This window comes from Vibrio sp. D3 (genome assembly GCF_043995865.1).
Taxonomy (GTDB): Bacteria; Pseudomonadota; Gammaproteobacteria; order Enterobacterales; family Vibrionaceae; genus Vibrio; species Vibrio diabolicus.
The window spans coordinates 333,548-348,005 of sequence record NZ_CP171886.1 but is presented as its reverse complement, the minus strand read 5'-3'; the positions used below and the strand labels follow the sequence as shown (position 1 = coordinate 348,005).

The 14,458-nt window shown below is 43.8% G+C and carries 12 protein-coding genes; 5 read left to right on the top strand and 7 right to left on the bottom strand.

What is annotated here, in order from left to right; translation table 11 throughout:
• Positions 1 to 53: 53 nt before the first annotated feature.
• The gene (locus ACHFJ9_RS01515) at positions 54 to 314 is read left to right on the top strand and encodes a DUF5062 family protein (RefSeq protein ID WP_005376453.1); all 261 of its coding nucleotides are present in this window, start codon (positions 54 to 56) and stop codon (positions 312 to 314) included.
• 240 nt (positions 315 to 554) lie between these two features.
• Positions 555 to 1,049 (top strand): YcxB family protein, encoded by a 495-nt coding sequence (locus ACHFJ9_RS01510; RefSeq protein WP_317395788.1) that lies wholly within the window; start codon positions 555 to 557, stop codon positions 1,047 to 1,049.
• Positions 1,050 to 1,250: 201 nt separating this feature from the next.
• Here the strand turns inward: ACHFJ9_RS01510 and ACHFJ9_RS01505 are convergent, their stop codons facing one another.
• The 3 genes from ACHFJ9_RS01505 to ACHFJ9_RS01495 form a co-directional block, all read right to left on the bottom strand.
• Entirely contained in the window at positions 1,251 to 2,108 is an 858-nt protein-coding gene (locus ACHFJ9_RS01505; protein WP_256898681.1) for a LysR family transcriptional regulator, read from the bottom strand.
• Positions 2,109 to 2,385: 277 nt separating this feature from the next.
• Positions 2,386 to 3,243: an alpha/beta fold hydrolase gene (locus tag ACHFJ9_RS01500; protein WP_395354905.1), complete on the bottom strand. Its 858-nt coding sequence runs from the start codon at positions 3,241 to 3,243 to the stop codon at positions 2,386 to 2,388.
• A 58-nt stretch (positions 3,244 to 3,301) separates the two neighbouring features.
• The gene (locus ACHFJ9_RS01495) at positions 3,302 to 5,200 is read right to left on the bottom strand and encodes an alkyl sulfatase dimerization domain-containing protein (protein WP_395354903.1); all 1,899 of its coding nucleotides are present in this window, start codon (positions 5,198 to 5,200) and stop codon (positions 3,302 to 3,304) included.
• A gap of 104 nt (positions 5,201 to 5,304) precedes the next feature.
• Between ACHFJ9_RS01495 and ACHFJ9_RS01490 the strand changes: the two genes are divergently transcribed.
• Positions 5,305 to 6,204, top strand: a complete 900-nt coding sequence (locus ACHFJ9_RS01490; protein WP_395354901.1) for a LysR family transcriptional regulator — start codon at positions 5,305 to 5,307, stop codon at positions 6,202 to 6,204.
• Between the two features lie 164 nt (positions 6,205 to 6,368).
• Here the strand turns inward: ACHFJ9_RS01490 and gcvP are convergent, their stop codons facing one another.
• The 3 genes from gcvP to ACHFJ9_RS01475 all read right to left on the bottom strand — a co-directional run bounded on the left by gcvP (position 6,369) and on the right by ACHFJ9_RS01475 (position 11,091).
• Positions 6,369 to 9,233, bottom strand: a complete 2,865-nt coding sequence (gene gcvP, locus ACHFJ9_RS01485) for an aminomethyl-transferring glycine dehydrogenase (RefSeq protein WP_046876055.1) — start codon at positions 9,231 to 9,233, stop codon at positions 6,369 to 6,371.
• 128 nt (positions 9,234 to 9,361) lie between these two features.
• A complete protein-coding gene (gcvH, locus tag ACHFJ9_RS01480; RefSeq protein WP_046876056.1) occupies positions 9,362 to 9,742 on the bottom strand; it encodes a glycine cleavage system protein GcvH in 381 nt (126 codons plus the stop codon).
• A 53-nt stretch (positions 9,743 to 9,795) separates the two neighbouring features.
• Positions 9,796 to 11,091: a serine hydroxymethyltransferase gene (locus ACHFJ9_RS01475; RefSeq protein WP_395203571.1), complete on the bottom strand. Its 1,296-nt coding sequence runs from the start codon at positions 11,089 to 11,091 to the stop codon at positions 9,796 to 9,798.
• Positions 11,092 to 11,468: 377 nt separating this feature from the next.
• Here ACHFJ9_RS01475 and ACHFJ9_RS01470 point away from each other — a divergent pair, with 377 nt between their 5' ends.
• Together ACHFJ9_RS01470 and gcvT are read left to right on the top strand one after the other, a co-directional pair.
• Positions 11,469 to 12,092 carry a helix-turn-helix domain-containing protein gene (locus ACHFJ9_RS01470; RefSeq protein WP_395354898.1) on the top strand — a complete coding sequence of 208 codons (624 nt, stop codon included), beginning with the start codon at positions 11,469 to 11,471 and terminating at the stop codon, positions 12,090 to 12,092.
• Positions 12,093 to 12,352: 260 nt separating this feature from the next.
• Positions 12,353 to 13,471 carry a glycine cleavage system aminomethyltransferase GcvT gene (gcvT, locus tag ACHFJ9_RS01465; RefSeq protein WP_053808456.1) on the top strand — a complete coding sequence of 373 codons (1,119 nt, stop codon included), beginning with the start codon at positions 12,353 to 12,355 and terminating at the stop codon, positions 13,469 to 13,471.
• Between the two features lie 133 nt (positions 13,472 to 13,604).
• Here gcvT and vdeR read toward each other — a convergent pair whose 3' ends face one another.
• Positions 13,605 to 14,333, bottom strand: coding sequence for an efflux transporter transcriptional repressor VdeR (gene vdeR / locus ACHFJ9_RS01460; RefSeq protein ID WP_006742273.1), 729 nt, complete (start codon positions 14,331 to 14,333; stop codon positions 13,605 to 13,607).
• Positions 14,334 to 14,458 lie beyond the last annotated feature (125 nt).

Here is a 14,458-nt window from a genome sequence, read left to right as displayed (position 1 = left end):
TTATTGGCGATACTTAATGTATTCTTAGCCGAAGCGAAGAAGAGGATTTATCAATGTCAAAAAGCTCCAAGCTTCACAATGAAGACAAACTGGTCAAGAAGGCACTAGAGATTGGTGGGAAGATGGCGAAACTACAAGGTTTTGACCTTCCACAGTCACCACAACCTCTGAGAGTAAAAGCGATTTACCTATTCTTGGTCGATGCAAAACAGATAACGCCACTACCGGAAAGTAAGCTAGACGGCGCAAGCATCAAACACCGACTGGCAGTATGGATACACAGTGCACTGCCAGACAACGACCCTCTAAAGTAGAAAACTCAAGAAGTCACATAGGTCATTACTTAACGCAGGCCATTAATTAACAAGGCGAGCCAAATGGTTCGCCTTGTTTGATCTTGGCGGGTGCACCGAGGTCTTTTTGCGTGGCGGTATCATTGATTTACAAAACAGAATCAAAAGGACTAAAGATAAATCCCGAGAAGCGCTACAATGCAGGCGTTGCGAGAGTGCAAACAAGATTACTCATTTACAGAAGCCTTGAAGTAACCATACATGTCTAAAGATTTCGAATTCACTACAGAATACATACTCGACAAACCTTTCTTTGCTGAGTGTTATGATCAAACTAGCCAGCCAACGAAGTTCCCACAAGCGTACCTAAAAGGGATGCTGTTTCTTATCTTTGGTGTGGTTTTATTGGAGTTTGAACTGCTACCTAACGGTTATGTTGGTTGGTTCTTTATCGTATTGAGTGTGATTGAAGCGTGCAGCGTTTACTTCAAAAGAACTTGGTGGCTGTGGCGCCAAACCATCAGTTCAAGCCGTGGCAACAAAGTGGTGTTTGAAGTGAATGCAGACGGAGTGCGCTATAAAAGCGGTAAAATTGACCGTAGCCTCGCTTGGAATGAAATCGACCAACTCGAGCAAACCGATTTGGGCTTAATCCTTCACCTTGGGAAACAACGCCAATACGTCAGCAAATCCTGCTTAAATGAAGAAGTGATCGCGTTTATGGTAGAGCAGCACGCCGGATCAAAAGCGAGCTAACAAATCCTTACTGACAAAAGAGGCGAGCCAATGGGTTCGCCTTTTTTGATCTAGGCACATAGTTTTAAAAAGGTTGTTAGGAAGAAACTGCGACGCTGGCTAACTCGTTTTTGCCCCAAAACAATTCAGAACAAAGGAGCTTGCTTACTTCAAACCTAGTAATTCCCCCTCTCAAAAGTTATCCGAAGGAGTTGAGGTGGTTCAGAAATTCCTAACCATCAAGTTTTGAACGAGGTCGTGACGAATTTGCCTTCTCAGTTTTTGGTGGGCAACATTATGTTCATCTCTTTTATGATAAATCATATTATAACCAATAGATTGACTTTTTATGGGACATGGCAATATTTGTAGTTTAAGAGAATCTTGCCATTCTCTAGCAAAAGAGAGTGGCAAGATTCCAAGGTAGTCTAGCTTAGATACGTTCAGTACCATTCCAGATAGAGATACGGTTGTCATGCCTATATGTAAATGTTGTGTAGGGTCGAGGAGCGCCCCACCAAGATTCACTGCCCGATGTTCCGTATCAACCAATACACAGTGTTGTTCGGCATAGAACATTGATGAGTTAAATTTATTGCCAGTGATACGTGGATGTCCTTGACGGCAAATCACCACAATTGGCTCTTCGTATACCAACTCACATACAAATGAGGTTTCTATAGTGGGGAGGTTGTCAACAACCAAGTCCACTTTGTGTAGACGAAGATCGTCAAGTAAGGAGAGGGACGAAACAGGAGCGCAACGCAACGAAAAGCTTGGAGACGCGGTCAGTCTCGGAAAAGAGGGTTCGGTACAGCAGACTTGAAATGTGGTTTGCTCAATGACAGCATCATTAATTATGCTTAATGCTCGTCTGAATAATGGAACCCAATGGTGTGCGGTTGAGGTCAACTCAATATTTCGCCCTTTTCTAACAAAAAGACTTTTGTTAGAAAGTTGTTCTAGTCGTTTCATCGATGCACTAATTGCGGGTTGTGTTACCCCTAAGTGTTCCGCCGCTTTGGTATAAGACTGATATTCAACGACAACAAGGAAAGTATTGATTAAGTTCAAATCCATTATATTTGACCTTATAGTGCAAAGACCGAACAGCAGGCTACCTTGGTAGTTGAAGTGTTAAGCGGTAAGAATGAATATTAAAAAAAATAGTTTATCCACTACTTAACACTGGTTACTAGAGAAATTAGCCTTGAGAATTAATATGCAATTTTCAAGCGGTTATAATTGATAACATTTTGTACCGCGCTCGGAGCTAGGTTACTTGGAGATAAGAAAGCCAGCGACATAGTCTTCTGGCTTAATTTGTAACCATAGCATTTGCACTTGGAGTTGTGTTTTAACGGTACTTAGACGTGAATTTAAGCACAACGTCATTAATTTCTTGAGGTTTATCGAGTTGTACCCAGTGAGTGGCATCATTCACCCGAACAAATTCAAAGCTGGCATTTTCACCGATGAAGTGTTTGGAGTCTTTCATTTGTTTTTCTCCCAAGTAGTAGTCATGCTCAGACCAGATACCTAAGCAAGGCGCTTGGACTACACCCAAATCTTCAGGTTTCATCGGGCTCTCTAAATTCAATGCGTTGCGGTACCAGTTTAATCCTGGAATGATATCTTTGCTTTCTTTAAAGGCTTCTTTCCACTGGTTCCATTCTGGGTGATTTCGTACCCACTCTTTAAGGAGCTTCCAATCTTCAGCTGCAAGGAGGTCTTGAGCCATTGGTAATTGGAAAAAGAAGAAATACCATGACATTTCACGTTGTTTAATATCAGGCATGCTTAGTAGACCGAATGGATGCCCAACAGATATTGCCGTTAGAGATTTTGTTGTTTCTGGGTAGATACCAGCAAACGCCCAAGAGACAGCTGCGCCCCAGTCATGGCCAACGACATGAGCTTTTTCGATATCGAGGTGATCTACAACCGCTTTTACATCCGATGCCAGCATGGTGATGTGATAATGTTCTTTTTCAATCGGCTTAGAAGTTTTACCGTAGCCACGCATATCTAAAGTAATCACACGGTAGCCAGCATCTACAAATGGATCAATTTGGTTACGCCAAGCGTTGGCAGAGTCGGGGAAGCCATGTACAAAAACAATCGGCTCTCCTTGACCCTTTTCATAAGCCTGAATGGTAATATCACCATTTTGCACTTGGAACGCACGACCGAGATATGATAAATCGTTATTCATATTTTTATCCTTTTTAAATAAGTAGTAGCCGTAGCTACTACTTATAAGCTACATAGAATTATTGTTTTGCAGAACTAAGCATTTTTAATAGGTCTTGTAGGCCTTTATCGTTTTTCCAATCATAAATAGGGTCAAATAATCCCATTAGCTGAGAGGCTTTAGCGTTACTACCTTGAATGACTTTAACTTTTCCATCTTTTAGCAGATCATCAAAAGTCGCGAGGTTGTTGTAAATTTCAGCCCAAACTTCTGGTTTCATTTGTACAGTGACATCTGATTTAGCTTTGCTTACTTCAGCGTTATCAAGGTAATTTACTACTGCTCGGCTGATTTCCAATCCATAAACATGGTCTCCCCCAAAATCAAATTTAATTGTTGCTTCAGTATTATCTGAGCGTTCAGGGTTAATACGAATACGGTAATAGTTAACGTAATCATTGATGTTTTGTACGATTGAAGCAGGGGCCGCTGGAACATTCTTAATAATATTTACTTGACCGCGAAGTTCAGCAGCTTGTGCTAAATAGAAAGAACGTGAGTTGGTTGATGTGGCACGGTAGCCCATTTGTTCCAATGCATCGGCTTTTAACTCTTTGTTTTTCTTATTAGGGTTACTTTGCACTAAGTAATCAGACACTTGTGCTGACCACAAGTAATCACCGTTATCAAATGCTTGTTTGGCTAGGTTGTAGGTTTTATCTTCCCCTCCCATCGCGCTAACCATACGCATCGCTTCATCTTTTGGATGTAACTTATTTAAGTGAGCGGCATTGCGGTCATATTGACCAAACAACGCGGTATAAATACGCGGCGGCATAATCGAAATTTCACCATAGTTTTGAACTAGAATCGGTGATTCTTTCAGATATTTAGGCAGTTTTACGCTATAGCGAAGTTCGTCTGGCCCCTGACCCAAAGCAATATTTTTTAATGACTGATCAAGAACAAACGCTAAACCATCGTGGTAACTTTTCAAGCGAGCATCGATTTTATCTTTCCCCACAAGTGAAGTGGAATGAGTTGAAAGTAAGATTTCAGGCTTTAGTTCTTTTATCTTGTTTAATGCGCCCATCCAATCATTTGGGTTGCGGTAACGACCACCACGGGCACTATAGATATTAGGGAACCAACCCCAAACAACATTATTCAATACCGCTTTTTTGCTTGGAACATAGACCATCAACTGGTTTGAGGTATCAGTACCAATTCCGTCTGTGTAGAACACCATATCCAAGCCTGCCACATTGATGGTTTGACCATCATGAGTTGGCGATAAATTCACGGGTACGAAACCACTTTGGTCTGGCATTACGGTATTTTTATAGGCGGCATTATCCCCTCCTTTATTAGGCAGGTAAGCGTTAAACTGCTCGATACTACGAGCCATGGTGATGCCGCTAGTCTCAGGATGTATTGACGATACACCACCATTTTTGGCAATAGATGCATTGGTGTTAGGGTGTCCAATAATCTTAATATCAGTATTACCACGGGCCGCTTCTTGTTCTAACATGTAGCGTGCGCCGAAAGTGTAGTGTTCATGCGAATACACGATGGCTGCAATAGGTTTATCCGTTTCTTTACGCAGCATAGTATAGAACTCTTCTGCGTCATGACCGTTGTCGCCAGTGTCGTAGATAATTAGACCTTCAGGAGCTTCGATGGCACTCATGTTAACAATTGAGCGTGAGCCAAAAGTCCAGATACCGTCGGCAATTTTTACAGTAGTTGGGTCATCATAAGAGGCTCGCTGTTCACTATGTGTGCCTAAATTCCAGAATGACGCGGTTTCTTGATTGACCTTCGCTTTATTGCCATTTTCTGGAAGGTGAGTTAATGGGGTATCTTTAGCGTTCATGTAAGGAGAGCTAAAGTCAGGATAATTTGCTGCAAATGTAGTAGTGGTTGTTAATGTCAATGCAGAAATTAAGGCGATGTTCAGAGCTTTCATTTTCATATCTATACTCTTCTGTTTGGACCAAATAAATACTATTTTGCTATTGTAAAAATAGTAATGATAGTTAAGACTATCTTGCGAATATTGCAAGAAGGTGCACGAGCATGGATTTACAGAAGCGTTATTTAGATTTGCCATTAGAACTAATGAAAACAATGGTGTTGCTCTATCACAATCCTAATCTTAAAAAAGTTGGAGATATTCTAAAGAAGTCTGAAAGCGCAGTGAGCCGCGATATAACCAAGCTGCGTGAAAGATTGAATGACCCAATTTTCATTCGCAGCGCTCGAGGAATGGAACTGACCCCTTTAGTACAGCAACTTGCCCCACAGATAGAGCAGAACTACAATCAAATCGCGAATATATTGAAGCAAGCAACAAGTTCTCGTACTGATTTTTCTCAATATACACAACCCATTGTTATTGCGCTTAACTCTTATATTTATCAGTATGCAGCGGCAAAATTGACCAGTGTGCTGCTGCAACACTTTCCTCAGGCGACATTTCATATTCAGCGGTGGGGAAAGGATACCCTTGATGCTATTACTGCTGGTGATATCGATATTGGAGTTCACTTTAGTGACTTTGACACCAACAAAGATATTGCTCTACAGCATATTTCTGAGTATCACGTTTATTTAGCCTGCCATCCCGATGTGCAAATCACCAAGTTAGATGATGTGCTTGATAATTTGCTGATTATCGCTAGATTACCGTCTTGGAATGAACATCGTTATCGTCTTTTAGAGAAGCTAAAGCTTGAACCTAAGAAAGTTGTTTATGTTGATTCATTAGCCACAGCTTATGAAGTCGTGCAAAGCGTACCATCGGTTTCTTTTTTACCTGACTTTGTCTACGACAATTTAAAAGTTAAGGTCATAAAATTAGATGAGAATATGAGTTATTCGCTTTCGTCTTTTTTTAAACAAAGTCATCGGCGAGAACCATTTACTCAACATCTACATAACTTAATACAATCCGTTGTTTCACCCAAAGAGTCCTGATGTTTAGTTGGATTAAAAAGTTGGGATACAAAAAGTTATCCGTAGCTACCTAATTTAGTAAAGTCACTGACAAAGTTTTGTCCAGAAGTGAGTTAATACATCAGCAATATAAACAAAAAGGCGAACCAAACGGTTCGCCTTTGTCTACTTAGATTCTACAAAAATTAATCTTCGTAGTTATCGATGCTTGGGCATGAACAGATTAGGTTACGGTCGCCGTATACGTTATCCACGCGATTTACCGTTGGCCAGTACTTCCAAGATTTGGTCGCTTTAGAAGGGAAGCAGCCAAGCTCGCGAGAGTAAGGACGGTCCCACTCTTCAGCAGAAAGGTCAACTTGCGTGTGTGGCGCATTAACGAGAGGGTTGTTCTCTAGTGGCCATTCACCGTTTTTCACTTTTTCCATTTCTTCGCGGATAGCGATCATCGCATCACAGAAGCGGTCTAGCTCTTCTAGATCTTCCGATTCCGTTGGCTCAACCATTAGCGTGCCCGCTACAGGGAACGACATAGTTGGTGCGTGGAAACCGTAGTCCATTAGACGCTTCGCAATGTCTTCTTCGCTGATGCCTGTTTCTTCTTTCAGTGGACGAATGTCGATAATACATTCGTGCGCTACACGACCATTTTTGCCACGATAAAGAACAGGGTAGTGTTGGCGAAGTGTTTCCATCACGTAGTTTGCGTTCAGAATTGCTACTTTTGTTGCATCTGTTAGGCCTGCTTCGCCCATCATTGCGATGTAAGCCCAAGAGATCGGTAGGATAGAAGCGCTACCCATATCTGCTGCTGATACTGCAAAATCTTCGCCTTCTACGCCGTCTTCAATATGGCCTGGTAGGAAAGGCGCTAGGTGAGATTTCACACCAATAGGACCCATACCCGGACCGCCACCACCGTGAGGGATGCAGAAGGTTTTGTGTAGGTTTAGGTGAGAAACGTCTGAACCAATAAAGCCTGGTGATGTTAGACCAACCTGCGCGTTCATATTAGCGCCGTCTAGGTAGACCTGACCGCCAGCGGCATGAACCATTTCACACACTTCTTTCACTTTCTCTTCGTAAACGCCGTGCGTAGAAGGGTAAGTGATCATAATGCTTGATAGGTTGTCTTTGTGCTTCTCGATTTTCGCTGCTAGGTCGTCGATGTCGATGTTGCCTTCTTCATCACACTTAACCACGACAACTTTCATTGACACCATAGATGCTGTCGCAGGGTTTGTACCGTGCGCAGAGCTCGGGATCAAACATACGTTGCGGTGACCTTCGCCACGGCTTTCGTGGTAACGTTGAATAGCGATAAGACCTGCATACTCACCAGATGCACCAGAGTTTGGCTGAAGTGAGAATGCGTCGTAGCCTGTGATCTCACAAAGCTTCTCTTTTAGATCTTTCGCTAGTGCTGCATAGCCCGCCGCTTGTTCTGCTGGCGCGAATGGGTGGATAGAACCAAACTCTGGCCAAGTGATTGGGATCATCTCTGCTGCTGCGTTCAGCTTCATCGTACAGCTGCCTAGTGGGATCATGCCGTGCGTTAGCGAGAAGTCTTTGTTCTCTAGCTGTTTCAGGTAACGCATCATTTGCGTTTCGCTATGGTGCGTATTGAATACAGGGTGAGTCAGGTATTCTGTTGTGCGGCGTAGCGCTTCTGGAATTGCCGCAAACTCGTTGCCTGCGATTTCCGTCGATAGTGCTGCTACGTCTTCTTTTACACCAAAGACTGCAAATAGTGCTTCTACATCAGCGACCGTGGTTGTTTCGTCACAGCTAATACCTAGCTTGCCAGGTAGTAGACGTAGGTTAATGTCTGCTGAAAGTGCTTTTGCGTAAAGCTCTTCTGTTTTTGAACCTGTGTTGATCGTGATGGTATCGAAGAAGCTGTTATGAGCAAGTTCAAAGCCGCCTTTGGTTAGGCCAGCGGCGATAATCGCAGTCATATGGTGTGTACGGCGAGCAATAGTGCGTAGACCTTCTGCGCCGTGGTAAACCGCGTAGAAAGACGCCATGTTCGCTAGCAATGCTTGAGCGGTACAGATGTTCGATGTCGCTTTTTCGCGGCGGATATGCTGCTCACGAGTTTGCATTGCCATGCGCAGTGCTTGGTTACCGTTAGTATCGATAGAAACACCGATCACACGACCTGGCATGGTACGCTTGTGTTTGTCACGCGTTGCCATGAATGCCGCGTGTGGACCGCCGTAACCCATAGGAACGCCAAAACGTTGTGCAGAACCGATTGCTACGTCTGCGCCCATTTCACCAGCAGGTTTCAATAGGGTAGAAGCAAGCAGGTCAGTCGCAACAGTGACAAGCGTTTTGTTTGCTTGCGCTTTTGCGATAATGTCCGTTAGGTCACGAACTTCACCTGTTGTGCTTGGGTATTGAACTAATGCGCCGAACACGTCTTGCTCTGGTAGGGATTCTAGCGAACCAACCAGAACTTCAAAGCCGATGAATTTTGCACGAGTTTTTACTACTTCTAGCGTTTGTGGGTGAACATCGTCAGCCACAAAGAATACGTTGCTCTTGCTCTTACCTGCGCGCTTACACAGAGTCATTGCTTCTGCTGCCGCTGTTGCTTCGTCTAGCAATGAGGCGTTCGCGATTTCCATACCAGTTAGGTCGATGATCATTTGTTGGAAGTTTAAAAGGGCTTCCAAGCGACCTTGAGAAATTTCAGGTTGGTAAGGTGTGTAAGCGGTATACCAGCCAGGGTTTTCTAGCACGTTACGTAGAATGACGTTTGGAGTAAACGTGTTGTAGTAGCCCTGGCCAATGAATGTACGTTTAATTTGGTTTTGTTTAGCAAACTGCTTCATCGTCACTAGCATGTCTGCTTCGCTTTTCGCTTCTGCCAACGTCATTGGTTGTTCTAGGCGAATTTGTGCAGGCACGGTTTCTTCGATGAGGGCGTCAAGGCTTACCGCGTTGATGGCATCCAACATTTTTTGTTGGTCTGATTTGCTTGGTCCGTTGTGGCGTCCAACGAACTCATTTTGTGTGCTGAGGCTTTGAAGTAATTCAGTCATTGTCCTTTACCTACTCCTTGGCTCGGGTAACGGGAATGGTCGTTAGTGACACATTTAATTATACGTCCGAACCTAGAAAAAAAGCTGCTCTCTAAACAGGCTAGGGAACAGCTTTCGTCACATCCTAATTACTCTTCTTCGATAGAGTTTAGGTATTCTTCCGCGTCTTTTAAGTCATCCAACTCAGATGGGTTTGAAAGCTTCACTTTCACAATCCAACCACCTTCGTACGGTTCTTCGTTGATTAGCTCTGGGCTGTCTTCTAGTTCTTCGTTGATTTCTACGATTTCACCGGTAACAGGAGAGTAGATATCTGACGCTGCTTTTACAGACTCAACCAAAGAGAAGCTTTCACCTGCTTCTACTTCGTCTTCTACGTCTGGTAGGTCAACGAATACTACGTCACCCAACATTTCTTGCGCATGCTCAGAAATACCAAGTGTTACTGTGCCGTCACCGTTGTCACGTACCCACTCGTGGCTATCTGTAAACTTCAGTGTTTTGTCCATTGCTTAATCTCCAAATAACTTGTCAGGAATTATTGTGATTTTTAAAAAATCGTTTATTGGTAAAGAGGGAAGCGACTGCAAAGTTCTTTTACTTCTTTGCGAACGCGTTTTTCAACGTCTGCGTCACCTTCTGGGTTGTTCACCAAACCATCCAGTACGTCACCAATCCAATTACCGATGAGTTTGAATTCTTCAGCGCCAAAGCCGCGGCTTGTACCCGCAGGCGTTCCTAAACGGATGCCCGATGTAATCATAGGCTTCTCTGTATCGAATGGGATGCCATTTTTGTTACATGTGATCCCAGCACGTTCTAGAGCTTCTTCTGCTTTGTTGCCTTTCAAGCCTTTAGGGCGAAGGTCAACCAGCATTAGGTGCGTGTCTGTGCCACCAGTTACGATGTCGCAACCGCGAGTTTGCAATACTTCCGCTAGGACTTTTGCGTTATTGATCACCGAATCAATATAAGTTTTAAATTCAGGGCCAAGTGCTTCTCCAAATGCAACCGCTTTTGCTGCGATAACGTGCATCAGTGGGCCGCCTTGTAGGCCAGGGAATACGGCGGAGTTGATTTTCTTAATGATGTCTTCGTGGTTAGTCAGGATCATACCGCCGCGAGGGCCACGCAATGTTTTGTGTGTTGTGGTGGTCACAACATGCGCATGTGGCAATGGGCTAGGGTGTGCACCTGTTGCGATAAGGCCAGCAATGTGCGCCATATCGACCATAAGAATTGCGCCAACTTCGTCAGCGATTTCACGGAACTTAGCAAAATCGATAACGCGTGGAATAGCACTGCCACCCGCGATGATCATCTTTGGTTTGTGCTCTACTGCAAGTGCACGAACGTCGTCGTAGTTGATTTCTAGTGTTTCGCGATCAACGCCGTATTGAACTGCGTTAAACCATTTACCAGAAAGTGCAGGGCGTGCACCGTGTGTTAGGTGGCCTCCAGCGTCCAAAGACATGCCAAGAATGGTGTCGCCTGGTTGAAGAAGAGCCAGTTTCACCGCGCCATTTGCTTGAGCGCCTGAGTGAGGTTGAACGTTTGCGTATTCGCAATTAAAAAGTTTTTTCGCGCGTTCGATAGCAATGGCTTCCACTGTATCTACGTGCTCACAACCACCGTAGTAACGACGACCTGGATAACCTTCAGCGTATTTGTTTGTTAGGCATGTGCCTTGAGCTTGCATTACCGCTTTAGAAACAATGTTCTCAGAAGCGATAAGTTCGATTTGTTCGCTTTGGCGAGCGGATTCCGCCTGAATTCCAGCAAAGACAGCATCATCTGTCGCAGAGAGGTTGGTAGAGAAAAAGTTTTCCAAGCTGTGGTTAGGGTAACTCTTATTCATGGTAGTTGACCTTCCAAATCTTAAAATGAACCCGCAATAGATGAATTATGATTTGCGGTTGTGGTTCATTTGTCCTCAAAACAGCTGAACTGCATAGCAGAACAGAGTGAACATCCGGCCCTAAATGTGGGCAAAAACTCCGTCGGATTGCGTGTTTCCTTTACCAATCTCTTACGGAAATATGCATCTCTACATCTAACAAGTTGGTAACATAGCGCCTGCGGCGGGAACAATCAACCAAAAATTTCCTATAGGAAACAAGATTTCAAAAATTGTTAACAAGAGCACGGTTTAATTCACTTGGTGGACTTTTATCCACTATGTGCTTCATGCACAATGCTAGTAGGATAAAAATAAGGATATCTATAGAGGGATTTATGACAGAAAGTATTTACGATGAATACCCATCGATGACGTTAGCGAAAGAGCAAAATGAGCAAAATATCGAGCCATTAAAGCTGGGTCAGCGTATCAAGGATATCCGCTCAAAACTTGGTATTACACTAGAAGAAGCCAGTCAGCGAACAGGGCTTGCTCGTTCTACACTGAGTAAAATAGAAAATGAGCAGATTTCTCCGACATTTCAAGCAATGCAAAAATTGGCGCTTGGCTTACAAATTGATATGCCGCAACTCTTTGAGCCACCTAGAAAAAAGGTTGCGACAGGGCGTAGGGATGTTACCAAGAAGAATGAAGGCAAACCACACCCAACGCAAACCTATGAACATGAACTGCTCGCTACTCAACTTTCCAATAAGAAAATGATGCCGTTTAAGAGCCAAATTCGTGCTCGCAGTTTTGATGAATATAAAGACTGGGTTCGTCATGATGGTGAAGAATTTCTGCTTATCTTATCTGGTGAGGTCATGTTCTATTCTGAGTTCTACGAACCTGTCGTTCTAAGCGAGGGCGACAGCGTCTATTACGATGCGAACATGGGACATATGTTGACCAGTGTTAGCGAGGAAGATGCGCACATTTTGTGGGTGACAGCCAAATAGTAATAAATTATTGTAAATTTCCTATAGTGAAAGCAAACGATTGCTGTCGGTGGTCGTTATGATGAAAAGGCGCTTTTTTGATGAGAACACACTCATTAAAGCGCTTTTTTTGTACGATTTGTTGTGATTAAAATGTTAAGAGTCACACTTTTGCAAGTCGATCTACGTCTTGTTCGTGCAAAATAGAATGAGCCGTGTTTATTATTGGAAACACATCGAATGCCGATAGCATTCTCGGGTCTATCTAAATGGAGACGAAAATGACTCAAGAACTACTGAAAACACCACTACACGCACTTCACGTTGAAGTTGGTGCCAAAATGGTCCCGTTCGCGGGTTACGATATGCCTGTTCAGTATCCTCTAGGCGTAAAAAAGGAACACTTACACACTCGTGATGCCGCAGGTCTGTTTGATGTTTCTCATATGGGACAACTTCGCCTAATTGGTGACGGTGCAGCTGCGTTCCTAGAAACATTAGTGCCAGTGGATATTGTGGATCTTGAGTCTGGTAAACAGCGTTATGCGTTCTTCACTAATGAAGAGGGCGGCATCATGGATGACTTGATGGTAGCTAATCTAGGCGATCATCTTTTTGTGGTTGTGAACGCGGCATGCAAAGAACAAGACATTGCACACCTACAAGCGCATTTGCCATCTGGTGTTGAGCTAGAAATTATCGAAGACCGTGCTCTGCTTGCGATCCAAGGTCCTAAAGCGGCAGCTGTATTGGCGCGTTTTGCCTCAGAAGTTTCTGACATGCTGTTCATGGATATTCGTAAAGTCGATATTTTAGGCGCCGAATGCATTGTTTCTCGTAGTGGCTACACTGGCGAAGATGGTTACGAGATCTCGGTTCCTGCTGACAAGGCAGAAGAACTCGCACGTAAACTGACCGCGGAAGAGGAAGTTGAATGGATTGGCCTTGGTGCTCGTGACTCACTTCGTCTCGAGTGTGGTCTTTGCCTATACGGTCACGACCTAGACACAACAACTACGCCTGTAGAAGCAAGCTTGTTATGGGGCATCCAAAAGGTTCGTCGTATCGGCGGTGAACGTGAAGGTGGTTTCCCAGGTGCGGATATTATTCTTAAGCAGATCGAGACCAAAGATGTGGCGCGCAAGCGTGTCGGTTTGGTTGGCCAAACAAAAGCACCAGTCCGTGAAGGCGCGGAATTGTTTGATGCTGATGGCGTTAAAATTGGCGTTGTAACCAGCGGTACTGCGGGTCCAAATGCAGGTAAGCCTGTCTCAATGGGTTATGTGCGTGCTGATCTTGCTGCGATTGGTACCGAATTGTTCGCTGAAGTACGTGGTAAAATGCTACCAATGACGGTTGAGAAAATGCCGTTTGTACCGCAACGTTACTACCGCGGTTAGGTTACCCATTATTGTCATTCTTCGCGTATTCGCGAGGCAAGAAACAAGCAAAAATGCCGAGCTTTCTAGCTCGGCATTTTTATGTATATCGGTTTTATTTATACGCTTGGAAGTTATCGTAGTTTCTGCAGCCTTATCCGACCGCTTTGTCTATTGTACAACACATGTCGATAACGATATCTTCAAGTTTTTCCGGATGAATCATGTCTTCTTTTGCAATCCCAAACTGAGACGCCATGATCGTATTAAACAACTCCCAATGTTTGATCAGCATTTTTTCGCGATTATCAGCGATGTCAGGCCATGTCTCTTGCATCATCGGAGTAAGACTGATTGCACCATGTGCAAAAATCAACATCTGCCACTTTGATTCCCACTGATCAAATTGGGCGTTAGGGTTTTCACTGTTGTACTGCTCAAAAATTCCGGTAAATATCGCAGCAAACTCATCTTTTGACTTTAAGAAATACTGCAGCAGGGCACCATCATCACCTTGGCGAATAGCATCAGCGATCATCTGTACTGGGTGAGGATTAACGAGCGCAAATGCCAGCATGCGAACCATGAACAGATAAATTTTTCTATTCGAAGGTGTGTTCTCAGGCATCTCATTGATTAATTCAGCCATATAGCACTGCATGAATTCATCCATCGCGTCGCTAACCGCTTGCCAAATCTTCTCTTTGCTGCCGAAGTGGTGACGGATCAAACTATGTGAAACACCAGCCTTTTCACTGATATTGCGCAGTGAGACACGCTCGTAACCAAGTTCACAAAACATATCTGCTGCCACCTTAAGGATCAGACACTTAGTTTGTTCTGCGGCTTCAGCACTTCTACGCCCCTGCTTTCTTTCATTCATAGTTCGAATTTTCCCGAATATTAATCAACGCGCTTACTTTTACCAGAAACCGGACGCTTTGACTAATTAATTTGCTTTCCACCTGGAAAATATCTTGATCGATTTCAAATTCTGCATATACTGCA

What these genes read in the sequence shown, in the direction of transcription:
- gcvP (WP_046876055.1), bottom strand. Translation starts at nt 9,233, where the DNA reads ATGACTGAATTACTTCAAAGCCTCAGCACACAAAATGAGTTCGTTGGA.
- ACHFJ9_RS01515 (WP_005376453.1), top strand. Translation starts at nt 54, where the DNA reads ATGTCAAAAAGCTCCAAGCTTCACAATGAAGACAAACTGGTCAAGAAG.
- gcvT (WP_053808456.1), top strand. Translation starts at nt 12,353, where the DNA reads ATGACTCAAGAACTACTGAAAACACCACTACACGCACTTCACGTTGAA.
- ACHFJ9_RS01500 (WP_395354905.1), bottom strand. Translation starts at nt 3,243, where the DNA reads ATGAATAACGATTTATCATATCTCGGTCGTGCGTTCCAAGTGCAAAAT.
- ACHFJ9_RS01470 (WP_395354898.1), top strand. Translation starts at nt 11,469, where the DNA reads ATGACAGAAAGTATTTACGATGAATACCCATCGATGACGTTAGCGAAA.
- ACHFJ9_RS01510 (WP_317395788.1), top strand. Translation starts at nt 555, where the DNA reads ATGTCTAAAGATTTCGAATTCACTACAGAATACATACTCGACAAACCT.
- ACHFJ9_RS01490 (WP_395354901.1), top strand. Translation starts at nt 5,305, where the DNA reads ATGGATTTACAGAAGCGTTATTTAGATTTGCCATTAGAACTAATGAAA.
- ACHFJ9_RS01495 (WP_395354903.1), bottom strand. Translation starts at nt 5,200, where the DNA reads ATGAAAATGAAAGCTCTGAACATCGCCTTAATTTCTGCATTGACATTA.
- vdeR (WP_006742273.1), bottom strand. Translation starts at nt 14,333, where the DNA reads ATGAATGAAAGAAAGCAGGGGCGTAGAAGTGCTGAAGCCGCAGAACAA.
- ACHFJ9_RS01475 (WP_395203571.1), bottom strand. Translation starts at nt 11,091, where the DNA reads ATGAATAAGAGTTACCCTAACCACAGCTTGGAAAACTTTTTCTCTACC.
- gcvH (WP_046876056.1), bottom strand. Translation starts at nt 9,742, where the DNA reads ATGGACAAAACACTGAAGTTTACAGATAGCCACGAGTGGGTACGTGAC.
- ACHFJ9_RS01505 (WP_256898681.1), bottom strand. Translation starts at nt 2,108, where the DNA reads ATGGATTTGAACTTAATCAATACTTTCCTTGTTGTCGTTGAATATCAG.